The organism is Ilyobacter polytropus DSM 2926 (assembly GCF_000165505.1).
Classification (GTDB): domain Bacteria; phylum Fusobacteriota; class Fusobacteriia; order Fusobacteriales; family Fusobacteriaceae; genus Ilyobacter; species Ilyobacter polytropus.
In genome coordinates, this window is the sequence record NC_014632.1 from 1,827,423 (window position 1) to 1,845,590 (window position 18,168).

The window sequence follows — 18,168 nt, forward strand, 5'->3', positions numbered from 1 at the left end:
CCACTATACCTTAAATATATTTGTGTTCTTTTCCTGATATGCTATCTCAATCTCAACCTCTATACACTGCCTCTTAAGTTCATCTCTCACAGTATTTATAGCCGTTTCATAGCTATTACTGTCCCGACTCACATGAGCAAGATAGACTTTTTCAAGTCCAGGATGATTTATATCCCCTATAAACTTGGCTGCATCTGTATTTGACAGATGGCCGTTTCTTCCCTTGACCCTAGCCTTTAAGTCCCAAGGATAGGAGCAGCTCATAAGCATCTGATAGTCATAGTTGCACTCTATCACCACTATGTTTACATCCTTAAAATGTTCCCTCACTATATTGTTTATATATCCTATATCTGTCGAAATAGCCAATTTTTTCCCACGGCTATTTTCTATCTTAAAACCTATGGTTCTCTCTGCATCATGCATAACATCAAAGGGAGTTACTTTCACACTTTCCATCAATCTGAAGTCCCCGTCTACAAGCCTGAGGTTATTTTCTGAGATCTTCCCCAATTTTTCTGCACAGACTTTGTAACTTTCACCTGTAATATATATAGGAATATTATATTTTCTAGACAAAACTCCAGCTCCCAATATATGGTCTAAATGCTCATGTGTGATAAGCAGAGCTCCTAATTCCTCTATGTTTTCTCCTATAAGTTCAAGTTTTTCTTTTATTTTCTTACCGCTAAAACCTGCATCCACCAAAAATTTAAATCCGTCAACTTCTAGAAAGGTAGCATTTCCAGAGCTACCACTTCCCAGTATAGATATTTTCATATGATTTTTCCCCTCTAAACTCCTACTCAAAAAATAAAAAAAGCAAGTAGGGTTACTACTTACTATATATTAAGATTTTTATTTTGTCAAACTGTGAAACTCTAGAAAAATCAATCTCTGAAAGATACAGCATACCTATAATCACAATGAGTCTAACAGTAGTTATGGCTGTTCCTCCTGTTAAATATTTTTTCCAGTGTTTTAAAAGTTTCATCAAGGTAGTGGGTTTTTAATCTTATTCTTTTATTTTCAAGGGAAAAGGTAACTATAAAGAGATCATCATTTTTTTCAATATCACACTCTAAAATCATCGTGTTAAAAGATACCAGCCATTTTTCATTTTTTATTCTGATTTTCAAAACACCCACCACCTCAAAAAGTTATCTATATTTATATATAACTAGTATAGCTTCCTTATCTATGATTGTCAATAGATTTGTATTTTTTATCTCTAATCTAAGATAAAAACTTGAAAATAAAAGGTAAAAATACTATACTTAACTATAAGTATGTATAAGGAGATGAGAATATGGATTTTAAAAAATTCCTTAAAGACAGAAGAAAAAATTTGGGATACAGTCAGAATAAATTTGCAAAGTCTATAGGAATAACTCAGTCCTATTTCAACACCATCGAGAGGGGAGAGGTAAAAAATCCTCCCAGCGAAGAAGTTTTAGACAAAATATCACAAGGGCTTCAGCTAAATGAAAAAGAAACTGAAACGCTGAAATACCTTGCTGCCCTAGAAAGAACACCGGATATTATAATGAAGGAACTTTCAAAACTAAAAAAAGAGCTTACTTCGGCAGAATCTTTAAAGGCAAATATCAACCTAAAGGAAAGTCTCCCTCTGATAAAGGGAATACCCGTGTATGAAAGAATAAGTGCAGGTATAGGGGCTATAAACGATGGAGAAGTGACAGACTATCTCTCTATCCCAGGGATAAAAAATGCCCAGGAAGTCTTTGCTGTTAATGTTTGGGGTGATTCTATGGAACCAAATATAAAAGATGGATCGGTTATCATATGTAGAAAGGATGTTGAGATCAGAGACGGAGAGATCGGAGCGTTTTTATTAAATGATGAGGCTTACGTTAAAAGAATAAAGGTGACCAACCAGTATGTTGCCCTTATGAGCGATAATCCAAATTATCCTCCTATTTTTATCGGACCTGGAGAAAATCTGATAGCTGTGGGAAAAGTTATAAAAGTATTGAGTGATATATAAAAAAACAGGTATTCAAAACCGGACTTACCTCTTAGGAGATAATTGATCCAGTCTTGAATACCTATTTTATTTACTCGCTTTTGTAAAATAATGTTGTCTTTTAACAGGCGAGCTTTCCGATAAAAATACAAAGTGTAACTTCAGAATACTGGCTCTCAGTTATCCCAGCTTGATCCCATTCCTAATAAAAAGACTATCACCTTAAATATATTTTGTCAATAGATAATGTTATTTTTTTATTAAAGAAATAAATTGACTTCTCAAAAATTAGGAACTACAATGGTTTGTGAACTTTATGTTCAATTTTTTTTAATATATACATTAAAAGTTTCTAGGAGGATTTAATGAATAAAAATCATAACAGTATCTTTGCAGACATTGCCCTTCTTCTCGTAGCTGTTATATGGGGTTCTGGATTCACAGCCACTCAGGTGTCATTAGATAGTGGTTTTCTTCCCTTTACCACAATGGCTATTAGATTTGGAATTGCTGCAATTTTAATGAGTGTTATATTTATAAAAAAACTAAAATATATAAACAAAAAAGACATTATAGCAGGTTCAGTGGTTGGTTTTTTTCTTTTTACAGCCTTTGCATCCCAGACAATAGGACTTCAGTTTACTACTCCCTCAAAAAATGCGTTTCTTACAGCTACCAACGTTATTTTAGTTCCTTTTATTTATTGGTTTATGTCCAAAAAAAAACCTGATATTTATTCTGTCACAGCAGCTTTTATTTGTGTCTGCGGCATAGCTTTTATCTCTCTAGAAAAAGATCTGACTCTTGGTATAGGAGATTCCCTGTCTTTACTGTGTGCAATTTTATTTGCCTTTCATATAAGTTCTACCGGATTTTACAGTCATAAGGTGGATACTACAGTGCTTTCTGTTACCCAGATGTGGTTTGCATCAATCTTATCCTTTATAGGGGCTTTTTTCACAGAAACTTTTCCTAATTCAGTACCTGTAAATGGTGTCTTATCAGTAATTTATATAGGGGTTTTCGGTACCATGATAGCTTTTTTTATCCAGACCACAGCACAAAAATATACAACACCTACAAAGACAGCTATTATATTGTCTACCGAAGCTCTTTTCGGAACTATCTTTTCAGTTATAATTTTGAAGGAGATAATAACAGCTAAAATGATAATCGGTGGAATCTCAATATTTCTAGCTATAATTACCGCTGAAACAAAATGGAAATTCTTTTATAAAGGAAAAGCAAAAATTATAAAATCAGACCTCTGATATTCAATTTCTTTATCAAAAAAAATTAAAAATAAGGCCTTCAGGGTATGAAGGCCTTATTCAAATCATAAATTATTGTTTTTTTCCTGAGTATACTTATCTTCATTCTCTTTTTTTTCTTCTGTATCTTTGTTTATATTTTCTTCTTTGGTGTTTGTTATCTCAGTAAAGGCTGTTGCTATATTTGCAATACTTTGAAGTTCAGATGGTATTATGATCTTTGTAGATTTTCCGTCTGCCACTTTTTCAAAAGTTTCCATAGCTTTTAGAGAAAGAACCTCTTTAGTTGTATTGGCAGCATTAAGCATTTTTATCGCCTCTGCCTTGGCCTTTTGAGTTTTGAGAATAGCCTCTGCTCTTCCTTCAGCTTCTCTTATATAGGCTTCTCTTTTGGCTTCTGCTCTCAGTATGGCAGCTTCTTTTTCTCCTTCAGCCACAAGGATTGCAGATTTTTTCTGACCTTCTGCTCTCAAAATTGATTCTCTTCTTCCCCTTTCTGCCTTCATCTGCTTTTCCATGGCGTCTTGTATCTCTTCAGGAGGAAGGATGTTCTTTAGTTCCACCCTGTTGACTTTTATTCCCCAGGGATCTGTTGCCTCATCTAAAATCGCCCTCATCTTTGTATTTATAGTATCTCTAGAGGTTAATGTTGTATCCAACTCCATCTCTCCTATTATATTTCTAAGTGTTGTAGCAGTTAGATTTTCAATTGCATTAATAGGATTTTCTACTCCATAGGTATATAGTTTCGGGTCAGTTATCTGGTAATACACCACAGAATCGATTTGGATTGTTACATTATCCTTCGTTATTACAGGTTGAGGAGGAAAATCAACTACCTGTTCCTTTAAGGATACTCTTTTGGATATTCTATCCAAAAAAGGAATAAGAATATTCAGTCCTGTTTCCCAAGTTGTAAGATACGCACCTAGCCTCTCTATTACATAGGCCTTTGACTGAGGGACTATTTTTACGTTGAATATTATAAGAAAAACTATTACCAGTATAAATAAGAAAAATATAAGCATTTGAAACATTTTATCACTCCTTCTCCAAAATTAATTTTATTCCCTGGATTCTAAGAACCCTGGCTTTATCTCCTATATGAAGCTCCCTATCACACTTTGCTTTCCAGTGTTTACCGTCTAAGTAGGTCTCATACTCCCCAGAAGAGATAACTTTTTTTATCTCTACAGTTTGACCGATTATCCTGCTCTCTATCTTCTCTTTTCTCTTAGAAAGAAGTTTCTTACTGAGTGGCCTGGTAACTATTATAAAGACAAACGAAAGAGCCACAAAAAAATAAAACTGCTTCATTATATCTGGAATATAGCCAGAAGTTAGAGTCAGAATACCAGCTGCCAGAGCAAACCATATACTTATCAGTGCTGTGGTGTAACCTTCCAAAATTAAAAATATTACTGTTAATATCAGCCATATATACATTTTTACCCCTCCTATTACTTATAATTCGTATTTTAAAGATCATTTCCTTTTGATAAACATAAATATTATATTGTACTATTTTTATACAATTTAAAGTCAAAACTTTTGTTTCCAAAGATTTTTTTACATTATTCTGTATGGATTTTCACTTTTTTGATTGACACTAGAACTGCCTTTTGTTATAATTAAGCTAAATTTAATATTTTTAAGATAGAGGTGCAGTGTTCAAAAGTATCTACTGGAATCCGGGCAGGATAATGAAGGTAAGAGAAAGGGAAGGCTGCCGAAGGAAAGACTATAGCCCATTGTCAATCCTGGTGTTACCGATAATATTGATAACACTGTCATTAAGTTTTCACCTGATGAAGTGCTATCGGAATTTTGTTGATTGCAAGGTTGCCGTATGTATTTCGGCAGCCCTTTTTTTTATTTTTTCAATATTTAATTTGCAAAATGAAAATTATATGTAGAAAGCACGAGTTTTAAATAGGGCTATTGATCGAAAACAGAACTTGTTCCAACATTTTATTAAGTTTCAAACTATTTTTTAGGAGGATTTTATGAAAAGATCTAGTATTTCATTACTTTTATTTTCACTAGCTCCTGCCATAGCAATGGCTGGAGATGCAGCTGCAAATGCTGATCATTATGGTATTCTTACACTTTTACCGCCAGTTTTGGCTATAATTCTGGCATTTACTACAAGAAACGTTATTTTATCACTTTTCATCGGGATATATTCCGGTGCCTTTCTATTGGGAGTTCAGAACAACGGAGTCCTTGGTGGATTTTTAGATGGATTTCAAGATATTATAAGCAGAGTTATTAACTCAATGGCTGACTCATGGAATGCAGGTATAATACTTCAAGTGCTTACAATAGGTGGTCTTATCGCACTTATTTCAAAAATGGGTGGAGCCAGAGCAGTAGCAGAAGCTCTTGCAAAAAAGGCCAAATCACCTGTATCTGCCCAGCTTATCACATGGCTGATGGGAATCTTTATATTCTTTGATGACTATGCTAACGCTCTTATTGTAGGACCTATTATGAGGCCTATAACTGATAAAATGAAAGTTTCAAGAGAGAGGTTAGCCTTTATTATCGATGCCACTGCTGCACCTATAGCAGGACTTGCCTTGATATCAACTTGGATAGGTTATGAGATCTCTGTTATAAAAGAAGGATACGCCATGATCGGTATGGAAAACATAAATGCGTATAGTGTTTTCGTAGAAACTATACCTTATAGATTTTACAATATTCTTATGCTTGCATTTGTATTTATTTCTTCTTTTCTGTCTAGAGATTTTGGACCTATGCTAAAAGCGGAAAAAAATGCAAGAGCAAATGGTATCAGCAGCAACTCTAAATCAAAAACTGTAAGTGCTGATGATCATATATCTGCTCCTAAGGAAGGAATAACTTATTCCATATATAGCGCTATTATACCTATAGGGGTATTAATTATAGCATCTTTTGTAGGTTTCTATTACAACGGTTTATCAACTCTCGAGGGAGATGTTCTAACTGCTGTTAATGCTTCGCCACTTTCTATTTATGCCATTAGAGAGACCTTTGGAGCATCTGATGCATCGGTGGTTCTTTTCCAGGCTGCCCTGTTTGCATCGATAGTAGCTATAGTCATGGCTCTTGCCAAAAGAACCCTTTCATTAGGAGAGGCTTTGGAAACATGGGTAAACGGAATGAAACCTCTTATGATAACTTGTGTGATATTACTTTTAGCATGGTCTCTTAGCTCTGTTATAAAAGACCTAGGTACTTCGACATATCTTGTCTCCCTTTTATCAGATACTATACCAAAACAGGCGCTTCCAGGTATTGTATTCGTTATGGCTTCCTTTATAGCCTTTGCTACAGGAACCTCTTACGGTACCATGGGAATCTTAATGCCTCTTTCCATTCCTCTTGCGAATGCAATAGGAATTACTGGAGGATTAGCTGCAGAAGACCTTCACAGCTTCACTGTTGCCTCTATAGGAGCTGTTCTAACAGGAGCAATCTTCGGGGATCACTGCTCTCCTATATCTGACACCACTATTATGTCATCTATGGGTGCTGGTTGTGACCACCTTGAGCACGTTAGAACACAGCTTGTTTATGCTTTGGCTGTTGCTGGTATCTCTCTTGTATTCGGATACCTTCCTGCAGGACTAGGCTTACCTATCGGCATGATTTTACCTCTTGCTGTCCTGGCAGTTTATCTCTTAGTTAGATTTGTAGGAAAACCTGTAGATCAAACAGAGGCAGAAATTGAAAGTGTAATTCAATAACATAAATATAAAAATCCGCCTTTCAAGGCGGATTTTTATATTTAAATAATAAGTTTATTTTATCCTGGTATTTTTGATTGCATCTGCTACCTTTAGAACCTTTGCTGTTTCCTTCACATCGTGAACTCTGAGTATAGAGGCACCTTTAGATGCAGATATTGCAGCTACTGCCAGACTTCCCTCTAGTCTTTCATTTACTTTAGATCCTAAAATATCCCCTATAAATTTTTTTCTAGATGCTCCCACCAATATAGGCTTCCCAAGAGTTTTAAACTCTTCAAGTCTGTTTATAATCTCAAGATTGTGATCAAATGTTTTTCCAAACCCAATTCCAGGATCTAAAATTATATTCTGACTTTCAATACCTGCTTTTTCACCTATATCAATACTTTTTTTAAGTTCATATATAAGGTCATCTATCAGATCATCATATTTAGGATTTACCTGCATAGTCTTAGGTGTTCCCTGCATATGCATTAATATACAGTATGCACCTGATTCTGATATCACTTTTGCCATCTCGCTATCGCTTCTTAGTCCACTTATATCATTTATTATATGCGCCCCTTTTTTAAGGCACTCTTTGGCAACTTCAGATTTATAGGTGTCAATAGATATCGGTACATCTATCTCCTTTACGAGTCTTTCTAAAACAGGGAGAATTCTGTCTAACTCTTTATTTGCAGGAATATATTCTGCACCAGGACGTGATGATTCACCACCTATATCAATTATATGAGCACCATGTTTCACCATCTTCTTTGCGTTTTTGACAGCCTCTTCTAAAGAAGTGTTTTTCCCCCCGTCAGAAAAGGAATCTGGAGTTATGTTGAGTATCCCCATTACATAGCTTTTCTTTGCAAAATCAAACTCTTTTCCACCTATTACAACAGGAGTGATTTTAGTATCGTATTTTATAAGGACATTTTTTATTTCTTCTGCTATCCTTTTAAGGTTCATCCGACTTTCAAAAAGTTTATGATAGAGTCTGTTATATTGTGACAGATTTGCAGAAATTACAACGTCTGTCATCTCAATATTCAATTCTCCTAGTTCCTTTGCAACAGATGCATCAGCCCCCACAGACAAGGTCATCTGCTTGATTGCATTGGCACTTCTAGAATCTAGATTCTTTATTTTGAGATTTCTAAAGACAGATTTTTCAGCCATCTCTCTTAGTTCTCCATCGTAAACCCCTATACCCTGAAGCTCACGTTTAGCTTCATCTAGATTTTCAAGATTTATTACTCTGGTATAATAATTTTTCATATAAAACTCCTCTCTATATACCCCAGTCCCTAGGATAACGGAACTCTCTTCCTATAGTTCTTCTTGATATTTTTGCTATCAAAGGAAGTTTTCTTTTATATTGGGAAAGCTTTATCTTTCTTATTATAGTATCTACTATCCACTCTTCGAAGCCTTCTTCTATAAGTTCACTTCTCTCATATCTTTCATCTATAAGTCTATAGAGTATCCTGTCTGCCATATTATAAGAAAATCCAAGTTCATTTTCGTCACTTTGACCCTCCCAAAGGTCGGCACTTGGCTTTTTAGCTATTATCTCTTTAGGCACTCCCAGTCTTTCAGAAAGCTCCCATACATGCGTCTTGTAGAGGTCTCCTATAGGATTTATGGCAGAAGCCGAATCTCCAAATTGTGTGCTGTACCCAAGTAAAATCTCGGTTTTATTAGATGTCCCCAAAACAAGAGCTCTTTCCTTTGCAGACCTGTCATATAAAATTGTCATTCTTTCTCTGGCCATCTTATTTCCCTTCCTCATATTATCCATATCAGGATTTTTTTCAAAATAAGCATCCACCATATCAGTTATTTCCATAAGCTCAGTTTTTATTCCAGTTGCTTCCACTAGAAGTTTGGCATGTTCTACACTCTCTTTACTAGAACTTTTATAAGGCATCATTACACCTAATACATTTTCAGGACCTAAAGCCTTGGCTGCAAGTGCCGCCACCAGTGCCGAATCTATTCCACCTGAGAGTCCTAGTACCACTTTTTCAAATCCTGCCTTGCCTATTTCCTCTTTGATAAAATCAATCAATACATTTTCTACTGTTTCCATATTGAGTTTTAATTTTTCCATACGTCCCCCGTTAATTTTCTATTATATCTTTTTGAAGCATCTCATTATCCAAAACAAATTTACCTAGTTTTGAGTTTCTATAATCTCTCAAAATTGTAAGTGCTGCCTGTATAAGGTTAACTTTATCACCTTTTACCAGCATGTTCATTCTATATCCGATTTTTTCAAGAACTTCCTGAGGAACCCCATCAAAATCTTCCTCATGAAGCTTATACTTTTCTTTAAGGGTATTTTTCATACCAAGTGAAAGCATCTTTTCTATTAGTTTATATGCCACCTCTTCCACAGGAATTACCTCATCTTTTATAGCTCCTGCTATTGCCAAGCTGTAACCTACCTCATCATTTTCAAATTTAGGCCAAAGTATCCCGGGAGTATCCAAGAGCTCTAGTCCCTCTTTTATTCTAACCCACTGTTTACCCCTTGTAAATCCAGGTTTATTACCTACCCCTGTACTTTTTTTACCCACTATTCTATTGATTAGCCTTGACTTCCCGACATTTGGTATTCCTGCCACCATAAGTCTAGTATTTACTGTTCTCAGACCTTTTTTCATCATCTTTTCTTTTTTCTCTTTAGACAATTTCTCAATTATTGCAAAGAGTTTTTTTACATTAAATCCTGTTTCAGCACTTAATTCTATAACCTCTTCTGCAAAATTATTTTTTATAAAATAATCTTTCCATACTTTCAAATCCTCTTTGTTTACAAGGTCAGCTTTATTTAAAATAATTATTCTTTTTTTGTTTTTAGCAAATTTTACGATATCTGGATTTTTACTAGAAAGTGGTATTCTAGCATCAACAATTTCCAAAACTATATCTATTATTTTCATATTTTCCTGGATCATATCTTTTGTTTTTTTCATATGTCCGGGATACCAGTTTATTTTTGCATTTGACATTTCTAAAGTGTACCTCCTAATTTTCTTGAGCCTTTATTATAAGTACAATTTCACCCTTTATAGGCTTTTCCTTGAGTCTCTTGGCAACTTCAGTTGTAGTTCCCCTTATTATTTCTTCATAAATTTTAGTTATCTCTCTCACAATAACTATCTCTCTTTCTCCTATAAATTCATGGATATCTCTTACTGTTTTTTCTATTCTATGAGGAGATTCAAAAAGTATAATTGCTCTTTCTTCACTAGCTAATTTTTTCAACAAAGTCTGCCTTCCCTTTTTTTTAGGAAGAAACCCTTCAAAGGCTATCCTTTTCATGTTTAGACCGGCTACAGAGGCAGCCGCAGTCATAGAGCTAGGCCCAGGTACAGGAACTACCTTTAAATCATTATTAAGAGCTACGTCAGCTAACTCAAATCCAGGATCAGATATGCACGGCGTTCCTGCATCAGTTACTAAGGCGATGCTTTTTCCACTCTTCAAAAGATTCATTATATTTTCTATCTGGTGCCCCTTGGTAAACTCATCATATCTATAAACTATAGTTTCTATCTCATAGTGTTTGAGAAGTCGTTTTGTCACTCTCGTGTCTTCTGCAAAGACATAGTCAGCTTCTTTTAATATTCTAACGGCTCTATAAGTTATATCTTCGAGATTTCCTATTGGTGTCGCTACTATGTACAGCATTTCAGACCGCCTTTCAATTATTATTAAAGAGTGAACTCACGCCCACTCTTTAACTTTTTATTTTTTATTATTTAGAAGTATCCCTTTTAACACTCCTATTGCACTTTCAAGCTGAATATCTTTCTGATTCTCTAGTTTCTCAGCTTCCTCTTTACCCTTGAGTTCTTCCAATAATTCCTTTTTGTTTTCCTTTGTTTTTTCCTCATCTATGTTGGTAACGAATCCGTCAAAAAACAGATAATCAGAATCTTCTACCACTTTTATATCGGGCTCTATACCTACTCCGTGGATGGATATTCCACTAGGAGTATAATATTTAGCAATTGTAAGTTTTATACCATCTCCGTCTGGAAGCGGTAGCAGACTCTGGACACTGCCCTTACCAAAACTTTTTTCTCCTAAAAGAACTGCCCTTTTATTATCTTTTAAGGCTCCTGACACGATTTCAGAGGCTGAGGCACTTCCTTCATTTATAAGTACTACCATAGGAAAATCTCCATAATATTTTCCTTCTCTCATGTAAATCTGTTCCTCGCCTGTTTTTCCTTTTACACTTACTACTTTTCCCTCTTTGATAAACATAGAGGATATTTTTATCGATTGATCCAAGGCCCCGCCTGGATTACTTCTTAAATCCAGTATCAAAGCTTTCATTCCTTGTTTAACTAGTGAATCCATAGACTTTCTTACATCAGGATATATATCTTCTCCAAATTGAGTTATTCTGAGATATCCTATTTTATTGTCAAGCATCTTGTTTTTTACATATTTCAGCTCTACGATGGCCCTTGTCAGAATTATCTCTTTAGATTCTTTAGATGAATCTCTGTATATTTTAACCTTAACTTCTGTACCAGGTTCACCTTTTAACTTTTTCACACATTCGTTGCTTGTAAGGGTATAAGTAGATTCTCCGTCTATCTCTATTATTTTATCCTTAGGCTTTATCCCGGCCTTATATGCTGGGGTATCTTCTATAGGCGACACAACAACTAGTGGGTCGTTTTCCTTTTTCTGTATGACCATACCTACACCGGCATATTTTCCTTGTATATCTTCCTTAAAGCTTTCCATCTCAGTTTTATCAAAGTATGTAGAATATGGATCGTCTAAAGATTCCACCATTCCTTTTATAGCCCCATGCATCAGCTCTTTTTTACTTGTTTCTTTTTCTCCTACATGGTTTGCCACTATTATATCCATAATATCAGAGACCTCTTTCAGATGGTTTAGATTTGAAAGAAATCCTCTTTTGGTGTTCGTCAGTTGTTTGTCTGTTTTAGTATTTGCATACACCAAGCTAAATATTACAATAGACAATACAACTACGATTATTTTCATTCTGGTATATTTTTTCATTAAAATTTACCCCCCGGTTTTTAGAGATTTACCCATGTTTATAACCTCATCTATATCAATTTCATTATTCCCATTTTCTAGAGAAAAAAGAGATAAGTATTCCACATTTCCTTTACCGCCTGTTATCGGCGAATAATCTAAAAACTTTAAATATAGACCGTGGGAATTTGCTGAATCGATTATTTTTTCTATAGCCATCTTATGTTTTTTAAAATCTTTGACTATTCCGCCTTTTTCTATATTTTCTCTTCCCACTTCAAACTGAGGTTTGATTAGGGCCATTAATTCAGAGTCACTTTTCATAAATTTTATAAGATGTTCAAAAACCTTAGTTATTGATATAAATGATACGTCCATTACCAAATAGTCAGCCTTATTATCATCTAAATGTTCAAGTGTAAGATCTTTTATATGGGTATTTTCAATAGATTTTACTCTCTCATCATTTCTGAGTTTCCAGTCTAGTTGATTAGATCCAACATCTGCTGAATACACATATTTTGCACCATTTTGAAGGGCACAGTCTGTAAAACCTCCAGTTGAAGCCCCTATATCCAAGACAACCTTGTCCTTTATGTCCAGCCCAAAAACTTCAATGGCTTTTTCAAGTTTCAGTCCACCTCTGCTGACATATTTCAAAACTTGCCCTTTTATTCTTATTTTAGGTTCCTTATCTATTTTTATCTGTGTCCCTGGCTTTTCGATTTTTTTATCATCTACAATCACAATTCCAGCCATTATAGCTCTTTTTGCTTTTTCCCTTGTTTCAAAAAAACCTTGTTCCACCAGAAGCACATCCAGTCTTTCCTTCATAAAACACCTCTTAGTTTTAATTATTCAAAAATCTTATCATCATCCAAGTATTTTATAAGTATGGAGTTTTTTATAAGATTCCTAAATCCTACCTTTTCAACTGAATTAATAAGTCTCGAGGTTTCTCTTATTCTCTTTGTAAAAAAATCATCACCAATTGGAATTCTTTTATTTTTACCGTAATAATTCACAAGCTGTTTGGTACTCTTTAGTCCCAGTTCTACCTTTGCTCTTTTGAGCCTGTCCTTTAATATCCCACTTGTACAGTCTAACTTTTTGCAGATTTCATCTGTCTGCATTCCCTCTGCCATATGCCTTAGTATCTCATCGGCACCTATAGGGTTTATTCTGTGGTACTTAGCAGAATAAACATCTGCTTTATGAACTATGTTGGCCTCTTTTGTACTAGGCTTTATTTTCCCCCATTTACCATGGTGGGATATTACTATATGAACAACATTCTTTCTTATTTCATCATGAATCTTAAGACCTGTTTCTTCCTCAATATCGTCCATGATTTTTTCAGTCTCTCTTATTATGTAATCCGGCCTTTTTATCATCATTTGAGAATGGGACAGTTTTTCTCCATTGATCCTTATGCTACCCTTACTTATATCGTGTATTATTATCCCTACAATGATTGCAAAAACGTCTATTGTTTTTGAATATTCATCAAGGCCTATAAACTCTCTTTTCATCTCATCCTCAGATATTTTAAGTACGTCATAAGTATGTGTAGAGACTTTTACTCCTTGATCTTCTACAAGCTCTAGCTGACGCACGAGAGGATGTTGAAGGAGAGAATTTATATACAGTTGTGCCTTTTTATTATTTATTTGCATTTATACACCCTTCTATCCTATCAACTAATTTACTTCCTCTAAGACCATTTTCAAAGAGGAGGTCATCCCTTTTCCCATGAGGTATTTTAGCACTTTCAAGGGAGATTTTATAAACTTTTTTATATAATCCCCTGTCATTTAAAAATTCTAAAATAGAAGTTCCAAAGGAATTTTTGTCATAGGCTTCTTCCAAAACAAAAATATTATCATAATTCTTCACATTATCAACCAAATAATTTTCATCTAGAGGGCTTATGAAAGCAGCACTCACAATGGTTCCCCCTATACCTCTCTTACAAAGCTCATCTTTGACTACCATAAGCTCATTTAACATACTCCCTGTTGCTATGTAAAGGTTCTTTTTACCCTTTTCCATTTCTTTCCATTTACCAAACTCCAAAGGTTTGTCTCCATCTATATCATAGCAGGTAGACCTCGGTATTCTTATCGCCATAGGCCCATTTGTATGGTTTCTAGATATTTCTAAAGCCTCTTCTAATTCTCTGCACGTAGTCGGTGCAATTACTGTAAATCCCTCTATACTCAGAAAATAACTTATATCATAGACTCCCTGGTGTGTTTTTCCGTCTTCTCCTACTATTCCAGCTCTGTCTACTATAAATCTCACAGGAAGATTCTGCAGTGATATATCATGTATAAGCTGACTGTAGGCCCTTTGAAGAAAAGTTGAATATATTGCAACGTAAGGCTTTTTTCCTGAGATAGCTAGACCTCCTGCAAAGGTCACAGCATGTCCTTCAGCTATGCCTACATTATGGCTTCTTTCTGGAAACTTTTCAAAAAAATTAACTAACCCTGTACCTTTTACCATCGCCGCTGATATTGCATAGATATCCTTGTCTTTTTCACCCATCTGGCAGATCTTTTCACCAAATATTTGAGAATAAGACGACGATCCCTTTCTTACATTACCCGTCTGTACATCAAAGGGAGATATTCCATGAAATTTTTCCTGATTTTTCTCAGCAAATGAATATCCCTTACCCTTTTGAGTTTTCACATGTATCAGTATAGGTCCTTCCATGATTTTGGCTTTTTCAAAAGTTTCAATAAGCTCATTTGAGTCATGGCCGTCAATTACTCCTAAAAATTTAAATCCGAGGTCCTCGCATATGCTCATAGGTGCAAAAAATTGTTTTACAGAATGTTCGGCCCTTTTCAAGACACCTCCCACCCTTTTCCCGATTTTAGCCTTTCTCACGAGAGTTCTTACTTCATCCTTGAGGTTCATATAGGTCTTACTCACTAGGAGTTTTGAAAAAAATCTTGAAAGCGATCCCACATTCTCCCCTATAGACATCTCATTGTCATTTAAAAGAATTATCAGGTTTCGGAATCGGCCTCCTATATCATTTAAAGCCTCTAAAGATGTCCCGTTTGCTATAGATGCATCTCCTACTACCACAATGACTTTTGAGTCTGGATTTGCTGCCGCTATTCCGCTAGCCGCAGAAAGTCCAGAGCCTGCATGACCCGATATAAAAGCATCGTGTTCACTCTCTTCAGGGTTTAGAAATGGACCCACCCCACCTCTTGTTCTCAAGGTGGAAAATTCTTTGTCCCTTCCTGTGACAATCTTATGAACATAAGACTGATGTCCTACGTCAAAAAGTATTTTATCCTTAGGAGAATCAAAAACTTTATGAAGTGCAAGAGTTAATTCTACAACTCCTAGATTTGGAGCTAAATGCCCCCCGTTTTTACTTACAACATCTATGAGCTGCGTCCTTATCTCTTGAGCTAATTTTTCAATTTGATTTATGTTCATCTCTTTTATATTCATAGAAATTTTCCTACCTTAGGCTAGCAGATATTTTTTCATAAGAAGTCCCACTATAATTCCTAGAAGAGCACCGATCAAGACTTCAAATGGTGTGTGCCCCAGTAACTCCTTTAGATTCTCATCATGAATTCTTTCCTCAATTTTCTGAGTAAGTCTTTCTACTATCTTATTTAATACCCCAGCTTGTTTTCCTGCGGCTCTTCTTATACCGGCTGCATCATACATGACTATTCCCGAAAAAATTACTGCTATTGCAAAATAGCTGCTTGACATCCCCTCGACTATAGCTATGGAAGTTGCCAGAGACGTGGCCGTAGATGAGTGAGAACTAGGCATTCCCCCAGTCCCCCAAAATCTTTTAAAATCCAATGTCTTATCAAAAATTATGGCACTTATTACCTTGTAAAATTGAGCTATAAACCACGCAATAAATACAACATCGATTATCCTATTTCCAAAAATTATTCCTGGTTTCATAATTCTCTCCCAATATAATTTATATTTTTTTCAATACCTCTGAAACAACAGGATTGTCTTTGTTTTCCTTATAAAATATCAGTGTCTTACCAATTATTCCCACAAGTTCAGATCCGGTTTTTTCTGCCAACTCAAAGGCGACCTCTTTTTTATCTACTTCAGAATTCTGAAGGATCTTCACCTTTATAAGTTCTCTAGACTCTATTGCTTGAAGAAAACTCTCTACAAGGTTGTGCGACATACCGTCTTTACCAATCCTTACAATAGGATCTAGGTCGTGGGCCTCTTTTCTCAAAAAATCTCTTTGTTTACTGTTAAGTTTCATTTTTCTCCTCTCTATACTTCCATTATTATCGGTAAAATTACCGGATTTCTCTGAATTTTGTCATAAAAATATTTAGATGCGACATCTTTTGTCACAGTTTTTAAGGCTGCCCATTCTGTAATTTTCTTTTCTTCGTAAGATTTCAGTTTTTCTTTGATGCATAAAGCTGCCTCATTTATCATCTTTTCAGACTCTCTAGAATATACAAAACCTCTTGTAACTATATCAGGTCCTGCCAGTATCATTCCAGTTTCTTTAGATATAGTTAGAACCACTATTACCACTCCGTCTTGTCCTAACTGTTGTCTGTCACGAAGAACGATATTCCCTATATCACCGACTCCTAATCCGTCTACGAGAATTGCTCCGGCACTTACCTTTCCTGCTATTTTAGCATAGGACTTTGTAACCTCTATTTTGCTTCCGTTTACTGCGATAAGTATTTTCTTCTCAACAACCCCTGTCTCAATAGCAGTTTGTTTATGAGCCTTAAGCATCTTATATTCTCCATGAACAGGCATAAAGTGCCTTGGTTTTATGAGATTTAACATCAGTTTCTGCTCATCTTTACTAGCGTGTCCCGACACGTGTATTCCAGCTATTTTTCTAAATACAACTTCAGCATCATGCTTTAGTAGATTGTTTATATTATTATATACAGCCCTTTCATTTCCAGGTATTGGAGTTGCAGATATTATTACAGTATCTCCCTTTCTGAGCTTTATATGTTTATGCATGTCTTTAGCTATTCTAGAAAGTGCAGCAAGTGGTTCTCCCTGTGTACCTGTACACAGTATAACTACCTTGTCCTCTTTTAATTTTCCCACTTCATGAAGAGACACCATAAGTCCCTCTGGAATTTTTAGATATCCCAGCTTAGAAGCTATCTCAAAAACCCTAACCATGCTTCTTCCGTCTATGGCTATTTTTCTTTTATACTGGTGAGCCACATCTATTATCTGTTGAAGTCTGTGTATATGTGAAGCAAAAGAAGCTGCGATTATCCTTCCCTTGGCTTTTTCAAACTCCTGTCTAAAAGCCTCTCCCACACTTTTCTCAGAAGGTGTAAATCCCTCTACTTCTGAGTTGGTGGAATCTGAAAGAAGTAGATCTACTCCTTGATCTCCTAGCTGTGCAAGTCTTGAGAAGTCTACTCCTACTCCGTCTACAGGGGTAAGATCTATTTTAAAATCTCCCGTATGAACTATTACTCCTGCAGGTGTTGTTATTGCAAGGGCATAGGCGTCAGCTATTGAGTGAGTTACCTTTATAAATTCAACTGTAAAATATTTACCTACCTTTATCTTGCTTCTTCCTTTTATCTCTTTCATTTTAGGGAGTACTTTTGAAAATCCAGGATTGTCAAATTTAGACTTTGCAAGGGCTAAAGTTAGCTTTCCCCCGTACATAGGAACTGATTTATCTATCTTATTATATAAATAAGGAATTCCACCTATGTGATCCTCGTGCCCGTGAGTTATAAACAACCCTTTTATCTTATTTTTATTGCTTTCAATATATGAAAAATCAGGAATTACAAGGTCGATTCCAAGAAGTTCATCATCTGGGAAAGTAAGTCCAGCATCTAAGATGATTATCTCATCTCTGTATTGAACCAATGTCATATTTTTCCCTACTTCATCTAGTCCTCCTAGAGGAATCACATACATTTTCTCCTCTTTTTTTGCTTTTACCACCTCTGAACTGTCCACAACTTTAACTGCAGACACCTCTTCCGTTTTAGGTTTTTTTATATCTGTATTTTTTTCTCTACGTACAGCAGGTCCCTTTCCATGGACCTCCTTTTGTTGATTTTTTATGCTCATGCTTTCCCTCCATAAATAATAGGAGAGTTTTAAAACG

General features: G+C 35.4%; 18 protein-coding genes and 1 riboswitch. Of the genes, 3 read left to right on the forward strand and 15 right to left on the reverse strand.

All coding sequences use genetic code 11. From position 1 onward, the window contains the following. Positions 1-3: 3 nt before the first annotated feature. Entirely contained in the window at positions 4-780 is a 777-nt protein-coding gene (locus ILYOP_RS08550) for an MBL fold metallo-hydrolase (protein WP_013388140.1), read from the reverse strand. Between the two features lie 152 nt (positions 781-932). Then, positions 933-1,139, reverse strand: a complete 207-nt coding sequence (locus ILYOP_RS08555) for a hypothetical protein (RefSeq protein ID WP_013388141.1) — start codon at positions 1,137-1,139, stop codon at positions 933-935. Between the two features lie 170 nt (positions 1,140-1,309). Here ILYOP_RS08555 and ILYOP_RS08560 point away from each other — a divergent pair, with 170 nt between their 5' ends. Beyond that, positions 1,310-2,008 (forward strand): helix-turn-helix domain-containing protein, encoded by a 699-nt coding sequence (locus ILYOP_RS08560; RefSeq protein ID WP_013388142.1) that lies wholly within the window; start codon positions 1,310-1,312, stop codon positions 2,006-2,008. Between the two features lie 344 nt (positions 2,009-2,352). Continuing rightward, positions 2,353-3,258 carry a DMT family transporter gene (locus ILYOP_RS08565; RefSeq protein WP_013388143.1) on the forward strand — a complete coding sequence of 302 codons (906 nt, stop codon included), beginning with the start codon at positions 2,353-2,355 and terminating at the stop codon, positions 3,256-3,258. Positions 3,259-3,323: 65 nt separating this feature from the next. On the opposite strand, the gene ILYOP_RS08570 is transcribed toward ILYOP_RS08565, so the two are convergent. Together ILYOP_RS08570 and ILYOP_RS08575 are read right to left on the reverse strand one after the other, a co-directional pair. Further along, positions 3,324-4,295: an SPFH domain-containing protein gene (locus ILYOP_RS08570; RefSeq protein ID WP_013388144.1), complete on the reverse strand. Its 972-nt coding sequence runs from the start codon at positions 4,293-4,295 to the stop codon at positions 3,324-3,326. A 4-nt stretch (positions 4,296-4,299) separates the two neighbouring features. Beyond that, on the reverse strand, positions 4,300-4,704 hold the full coding sequence (locus ILYOP_RS08575; protein ID WP_013388145.1) for an NfeD family protein: 405 nt from the start codon (positions 4,702-4,704) through the stop codon (positions 4,300-4,302). Positions 4,705-4,907: 203 nt separating this feature from the next. Then, positions 4,908-5,085: riboswitch (Lysine riboswitch) on the forward strand. A 179-nt stretch (positions 5,086-5,264) separates the two neighbouring features. On the opposite strand from ILYOP_RS08575, the gene ILYOP_RS08580 reads away from it, so the two are divergent. Beyond that, positions 5,265-6,995: a Na+/H+ antiporter NhaC family protein gene (locus ILYOP_RS08580; protein WP_013388146.1), complete on the forward strand. Its 1,731-nt coding sequence runs from the start codon at positions 5,265-5,267 to the stop codon at positions 6,993-6,995. Between the two features lie 54 nt (positions 6,996-7,049). Here the strand turns inward: ILYOP_RS08580 and folP are convergent, their stop codons facing one another. Genes folP through ILYOP_RS08635 form a run of 11 tightly spaced genes read right to left on the reverse strand, consistent with a single transcriptional unit; the run spans position 7,050 to position 18,131 of the window. Further along, the gene (gene folP / locus ILYOP_RS08585; protein WP_013388147.1) at positions 7,050-8,264 is read right to left on the reverse strand and encodes a dihydropteroate synthase; all 1,215 of its coding nucleotides are present in this window, start codon (positions 8,262-8,264) and stop codon (positions 7,050-7,052) included. Between the two features lie 13 nt (positions 8,265-8,277). After that, entirely contained in the window at positions 8,278-9,099 is an 822-nt protein-coding gene (locus ILYOP_RS08590) for an NAD+ synthase (protein WP_013388148.1), read from the reverse strand. A gap of 10 nt (positions 9,100-9,109) precedes the next feature. Then, entirely contained in the window at positions 9,110-10,003 is an 894-nt protein-coding gene (ylqF, locus tag ILYOP_RS08595) for a ribosome biogenesis GTPase YlqF (RefSeq protein ID WP_013388149.1), read from the reverse strand. A gap of 16 nt (positions 10,004-10,019) precedes the next feature. Beyond that, positions 10,020-10,685: a 16S rRNA (cytidine(1402)-2'-O)-methyltransferase gene (gene rsmI, locus ILYOP_RS08600; protein WP_013388150.1), complete on the reverse strand. Its 666-nt coding sequence runs from the start codon at positions 10,683-10,685 to the stop codon at positions 10,020-10,022. Positions 10,686-10,742: 57 nt separating this feature from the next. Then, a complete protein-coding gene (locus ILYOP_RS08605; RefSeq protein ID WP_013388151.1) occupies positions 10,743-12,044 on the reverse strand; it encodes a S41 family peptidase in 1,302 nt (433 codons plus the stop codon). A gap of 6 nt (positions 12,045-12,050) precedes the next feature. Next, entirely contained in the window at positions 12,051-12,857 is an 807-nt protein-coding gene (locus tag ILYOP_RS08610; RefSeq protein WP_013388152.1) for a TlyA family RNA methyltransferase, read from the reverse strand. Positions 12,858-12,877: 20 nt separating this feature from the next. Beyond that, the gene (locus tag ILYOP_RS08615; RefSeq protein ID WP_013388153.1) at positions 12,878-13,699 is read right to left on the reverse strand and encodes an HD domain-containing protein; all 822 of its coding nucleotides are present in this window, start codon (positions 13,697-13,699) and stop codon (positions 12,878-12,880) included. Next, on the reverse strand, positions 13,686-15,503 hold the full coding sequence (dxs, locus tag ILYOP_RS08620) for a 1-deoxy-D-xylulose-5-phosphate synthase (protein WP_013388154.1): 1,818 nt from the start codon (positions 15,501-15,503) through the stop codon (positions 13,686-13,688). The genes ILYOP_RS08615 and dxs overlap by 14 nt, the downstream gene beginning before the upstream one ends. A gap of 15 nt (positions 15,504-15,518) precedes the next feature. Then, the gene (locus tag ILYOP_RS08625) at positions 15,519-15,980 is read right to left on the reverse strand and encodes a divergent PAP2 family protein (protein WP_013388155.1); all 462 of its coding nucleotides are present in this window, start codon (positions 15,978-15,980) and stop codon (positions 15,519-15,521) included. Positions 15,981-15,999: 19 nt separating this feature from the next. Further along, complete coding sequence (gene yhbY, locus ILYOP_RS08630; protein WP_013388156.1) at positions 16,000-16,305, reverse strand: ribosome assembly RNA-binding protein YhbY; 306 nt, start codon at positions 16,303-16,305, stop codon at positions 16,000-16,002. 11 nt (positions 16,306-16,316) lie between these two features. Beyond that, complete coding sequence (locus tag ILYOP_RS08635) at positions 16,317-18,131, reverse strand: ribonuclease J (RefSeq protein ID WP_013388157.1); 1,815 nt, start codon at positions 18,129-18,131, stop codon at positions 16,317-16,319. Positions 18,132-18,168 lie beyond the last annotated feature (37 nt).